This is a genomic window from Sphaerospermopsis kisseleviana CS-549, from assembly GCF_028329225.1.
GTDB lineage: Bacteria > Cyanobacteriota > Cyanobacteriia > Cyanobacteriales > Nostocaceae > Sphaerospermopsis > Sphaerospermopsis kisseleviana.
In genome coordinates this window covers 1-4,864 of sequence record NZ_JAQMTI010000141.1, presented here as the reverse complement: position 1 = coordinate 4,864, position 4,864 = coordinate 1, and the positions used below count along the sequence as shown (strand labels likewise).

Below are 4,864 nucleotides of genomic sequence, written 5' to 3'. Positions count from 1 at the left end.
GTGTCGAAGGGCGGTGTCGAAGGGCGCAGTCGAAGGGCGGTGTCGAAGGGCGCAGTCGAAGTAAGTCGAAGTAGTCGAAACACGACACAGAATTTAAACTCAAACAAAATTTGGAGTAATCCAACTAGGGAAGGGCATTCCCTAAGTTAACGCTTGGGGAGAGAACCACCCCGCTTGTTAGACACCGCAAGGGATCTAATCTAAGTGGACTCATTGAACCAAGAATCTCCGTGGCTTCAGGCAGGAGAGTGTCAATAATCTTAATATGTGTTCACAATCCCGCAAACCATTCATAACCCTGATCTTCCCAATAACCTTTAAAAGCTGATAACTGGCTAGTTAAAGTAATTCTCGTTACCCATTTACTTTGTTTATAACCTAATTTAATAGGAGAAGATAAACGTAAAGGCGCACCATTTTCCACAGGCAACTTTTCCCCATTTTTTTGATATGCTAACAAAGTTTGGGGATGAGTAGCAGAAGCTAAATCCCAACTTTCATAATAACCATCTGCTGATTTAAAATAAGCATACTTCACATTTTCTTGGGGTTGAGCTAAAGCGATTAAATCACGTAAACGAATACCTCCCCATTGTACAATTGCTGCCCAACCTTCAACACAAACATGACGAATAATCATAGAAGTTAAAGGTAAATTTTGAATTTCTGCCATACTTAAACTCAGGGGATTATTTACTTCACCATCAATAATTAACCGGAATTTATCAACATCAATAATTGGTGTACCCCGGAAACTATTAATGATTAAAGCTTCTGGTTTAATTTCACTAGCTGCAAATTCTGGTACAAGTTTCTGGGGTTGAAATATTAATTCTTCAACTTTTTGATTTAAGGGTTCTGAAAGTTTACCTACCAAGTCTTCTAATGCTGGTGTACCACAACCACTAAGTAAACCACCTATACTAGAAATTCCAGATATTTGTAAAAACTTACGGCGGTTAAATCGAGGTTTCACTATATGAATTAGGTGTTTTTTATGAGTATGATTCATGATTTAATAACTTCCCCTAATTAAAAAACTATCTGTGTTCATCGGGAGTATCCCAAATGTGTAAATTTATGTTGAACTAACGAAATAAAACGCTCCAAGGTTCTGATATGATTGAACCGCAAAGGACACAAAGGACACAAAGGACACAAAGGACACAAAGGACACAAAGGACACAAAGGACACAAAGGTAAGAGATTTTAAGAGATTTTTTAATGTTGCTGGAGTTATTTTTTCAAAATTGGGATGCTCCCGTGTTTATCTGCGTTTATCTGCGTTAAATTATTAATTCCAAAATTACCAAAACATCGATTCTATTAGTTTATCTCCTCCCGCTTTCTGTCCTAATCGCCAATGAATAATTACAAATATTACCACCAATGGCACAGAAGCAAAATGTACGATTCTTAATGCTTGCCAATCTCCAAACATATCAACTATCCAGGGAAATTGAGCAGGTTTGTACATTCCGATTCCTGTTAATATTGCTAACATTAATATGGGAATAATAGATGTGTAAATAATCCGATGCCAAGCATAAGTTAAACGCTTAATATTTTGCGTTTTTTGTAATGCTTTGATGTCATTACTGCCGACAAATCTATGTTGCCAACGTCGGGTAATTAAAATGTAAATTCCATAAAATAAAAAATTGAGTGAAAAAAGCCACATAGCTGCAAAATGCCAGTGTCTACCTCCTGCTAACCAAGCACCTAAAGTAAAAATGGGGGGAATATGTAAACCTGCACGGCCACCAAAAACGGGGTTAGCGTTGTAAATTTGTAATCCACTGGTAATCATTAAAAACAGGCTAATGATATTAATAGAGTGGAAGATTTTAGCGGCTATGGCTTGGGTGGGTAATTTGGGGGTTTTTGCTTGATAATTCATACCAATATTCTGAATCCTGAATCCTGAATTATTAAATTAATTCCTGCACTCTTAACCATTCTTCGGAAGTGACTTTAAAATTAGTGGAGTTAGGAGCGCGAATTACCAGCAAACTTTTAAGAATAGGATCTTGTTGTAAACTGGTTTTTAATAAAGGGCATTCTATGAGTTTATTTGTAAAGCGAATTATTGCTTGTTGCTTACCCAAAGCACGGGTAGAATCAGACCAATATTTTTTATCTGGTATTTCGGTGATAAATTTGGCAGATTCAGTTATTTCTGCTATGGCATAAATTCCCGCTTGTGTACCAGATACCCAAATGATCACACCATCACCTATAGCGATATCTTTAGCGTAGCGAGTCACTAACCAGGGCATTTGCTCAAAGCCTTGAATAGCTTCTACAACTTTGTAATATTTGGGGTTGCCTTGAAATAGCCAGTAATTCATGTACTTTTATCTATGGTTATCACTCTTTATAGCAGCAGGCAAGAGGCAAAAGGCAAAAGGCAATAGTGAAATCCTTAGTGAAATCCTTGTTATTTCTAGGTTTCCATCATTGATAATGTTCTAATTACCCTGGCTACAGCTATATCAATCAATGTAAATTTTATCGCCATTGATATCATCTTCAGCTAATTACTGAAAAGAATTTTTTTCCTTCCCCTGTTCCCTGTTCCCTATTCCCTGTCCTAACAGATATACTCATTAATCAAACTTAGTCAAACGGAAATGATTACAACTGAAACGCAGCAGTCAAAGCCACCGCCAAAGCATCTGCTGCATCATCAGGCTTAGGCATTTCCTCTAAATCTAACTCCCGCATCACCGCTTCCTGGACTTCTTCCTTATCTGCTTTACCATAATTTGTTAACGCTTGCTTAATTTGCGGAGGGGCAAACTCTACATAAGGAAGTTTGCGCTGCCCCAAAACCAACATTAATACACCCCTAGCCTGTGCCACTAAAATAGTGTTGGCCATACGATAGAAGAATAATTTTTCAATTGCCACTAAATCTGGTTGTAAATCGTCCATTAGGGTGTTTAAATCATCAAATAAAGTAGCTAGTCGCTGACTCATTTCCATATCTGAAGACGTGCGAATTACACCAAAATCTAGCATCTTTACAGAAAAGTCTTGTACTTTACCTTGAGTTTGCTGTAACGTAATTGCACCAAATCCCACAATAGCTAAACCTGGATCTAATCCTAAAATTCGTTTTTCCATAAAATTTTGGCTAATTTTCTCTAAATTTCCATCAAATTAACTATGATTCTCGATTTGTAACACCCGACTCCTACTATACTTAATCTGCACTTTCCGGTTAGCGATCGCCAATCATGAAGAAATAAGCACTTTCAGGAGGCAGAAGTCAGGAGTCAGGAGTCAGGAGTCAGGAGTCAGGAGTCAGGAGTCAGGAGGCAGAAGGCAGAAGGCAGAAGGCAGGAGGTAAATATTTTTCACCAGTCACCAGTCCCCAGTCACCAGTCCCCAGTCCCTGTTAGTGTACATTTGCTTTTAAATATTGTTTCTACCACAGTTCCCTATTAGGTATGTCAATCGGTTTTCTTAAACAAGCCCTCAACGCCATACAACTTCAGTCACACAGCCGCACTTCCCACCGCGTTAACCAGTGGTTTAAGTGGTTATCCCCTGGAATATCAGTAAAACGCTGGTTTCTAGTCAGTGTAGGAGGTTTCTTATTGGCAAGTTTGGGGTTAGCTATTTGGATTAAGCTAACCCCAATTTTTTGGACATTGGAATTTCTTAAAGGTTTGTTGGGTTTCCTCACCAACATCTTACCCAACTATGTCAGCGGACCTTTGGTGTTGCTGCTGGGTGTGCTGTTGTTATTGTGGGGACAATCCCGTACTGTAGGTTCAATTACAGAGGTTTTAAGACCTCAAGGTGATGAAGAAGAACTGATAGATGTTCTATTGGCACATCGTCGTTTATACCGGGGTCCAAAAATTGTAGTTATTGGTGGCGGTACTGGACTTTCTACTTTACTCCGGGGCTTAAAAACCTATAGTGCTAATATTACTGCTATTGTCACAGTCGCTGATGATGGTGGTTCTTCCGGTAGGTTGCGGCAGGAATTTGGCGTTTTACCTCCTGGGGATATTCGCAATTGTTTAGCTGCATTAGCAGATGAAGAAAAGTTATTAACCGAATTATTCCAATATCGTTTTCGCGCTGGGGATGGTTTAACAGGTCACAGTTTTGGTAATTTGTTTTTAACTGCCATGACTGATATTACTGGGGACTTAGAAAGGGCTGTTGCTGCTAGTTCCAAGGTGTTAGCTGTGAGGGGACAAGTTTTACCAGCAACTCTTAGTGATGTACGTCTGTGGGCAGAAATGGCAGATGGGCGCAGAATTGAAGGTGAGTCTAGTATTCCCAAAGCCGGCGGAAAAATCATTAAAATTGGCTGTATTCCCGAAAATCCTCCCGCTTTACCCGCAGCAATTAAGGCAATTAAAGATGCTGATTACATTATTATTGGTCCTGGTAGTTTGTATACTAGCTTAATTCCCAATTTATTAGTACCAGAAATAGCCGATGCGATCGCGGCTACAAAAATTCCCCGCATTTATATTTGCAATATTATGACCCAACCGGGAGAAACAGAGGGCTATACCGTTGCTGAACATATCCAAGCCATTGATAAAGCTGCTGGTGACAGAAAACTTTTTGATGCTGTACTCGTACATCGCAAAACCCCATCAGCCCAAGCATTAATCCGTTATGCCCAACAAAATTCCCATCCCGTTTTCCTAGACAGAGAAGCAGTTACTCAGTTAGGACGGCGCTTAGTCCCCGCTAACGTTTTACACGAAGATGAAACTGGTTTTGTCCGCCACGATCCCCGAAAACTAGCTAAGGTGTTATTGAAATGGTACAGTGGAGCGCAACATGGGAAGTAATGGTGACTGGGGACTGGGGACTGGGGACTGGGGAC

5 protein-coding genes are annotated in these 4,864 nt (G+C 39.7%); 1 reads left to right on the top strand and 4 read right to left on the bottom strand.

Annotated features, from left to right (window positions below; genetic code table 11):
• Positions 1 to 271: 271 nt before the first annotated feature.
• From PN497_RS11640 to ruvC, 4 genes are all read right to left on the bottom strand, one after another.
• Positions 272 to 1,012: a molybdopterin-dependent oxidoreductase gene (locus PN497_RS11640; protein ID WP_096571800.1), complete on the bottom strand. Its 741-nt coding sequence runs from the start codon at positions 1,010 to 1,012 to the stop codon at positions 272 to 274.
• Between the two features lie 294 nt (positions 1,013 to 1,306).
• Positions 1,307 to 1,900 (bottom strand): cytochrome b/b6 domain-containing protein, encoded by a 594-nt coding sequence (locus tag PN497_RS11635; RefSeq protein WP_096571799.1) that lies wholly within the window; start codon positions 1,898 to 1,900, stop codon positions 1,307 to 1,309.
• A 31-nt stretch (positions 1,901 to 1,931) separates the two neighbouring features.
• On the bottom strand, positions 1,932 to 2,351 hold the full coding sequence (locus tag PN497_RS11630; protein ID WP_096571798.1) for an EVE domain-containing protein: 420 nt from the start codon (positions 2,349 to 2,351) through the stop codon (positions 1,932 to 1,934).
• 286 nt (positions 2,352 to 2,637) lie between these two features.
• Positions 2,638 to 3,129, bottom strand: coding sequence for a crossover junction endodeoxyribonuclease RuvC (gene ruvC, locus PN497_RS11625; protein WP_096571797.1), 492 nt, complete (start codon positions 3,127 to 3,129; stop codon positions 2,638 to 2,640).
• A gap of 326 nt (positions 3,130 to 3,455) precedes the next feature.
• Here ruvC and PN497_RS11620 point away from each other — a divergent pair, with 326 nt between their 5' ends.
• Positions 3,456 to 4,829, top strand: coding sequence for a gluconeogenesis factor YvcK family protein (locus tag PN497_RS11620; RefSeq protein ID WP_096571796.1), 1,374 nt, complete (start codon positions 3,456 to 3,458; stop codon positions 4,827 to 4,829).
• Positions 4,830 to 4,864: the final 35 nt, after the last annotated feature.